Raw genomic sequence first — 298 nt, forward strand, 5'->3', positions numbered from 1 at the left:
TCACTAACTATATGGAAGAATTAATTGAAACATTGCCAGAAAAATTGAAAATTAAAAAAGAAACAACGTTCGCGGAAATTAAGAAAGAACAAGAAGAAAAAGAAAAAATTGAAACTTGCCCTAACTGTGGTAAAGATATTGTGAAAAAATCTCTTGAATATACAAAAGATGGAGAAAAAGTTAAAAATGTTTTCTATGGTTGCACTGGTTATGATAGCGGTTGTAAATTTACATTACCAGCTAAATATTCAGGTAAAACTATAAGTGAAGCGAATGTTAAAGCATTATTGAAAAAAGG

1 pseudogene is annotated in these 298 nt (G+C 28.5%); it reads left to right on the forward strand.

Annotated elements, in window-relative coordinates:
• Window positions 1-298 (forward strand): annotated as a pseudogene (locus MR107_RS30660) (hypothetical protein); the annotation flags it as partial.

This window comes from Bacillus cereus group sp. BfR-BA-01441 (genome assembly GCF_022663075.1).
Taxonomy (GTDB): Bacteria; Bacillota; Bacilli; order Bacillales; family Bacillaceae_G; genus Bacillus_A; species Bacillus_A cereus.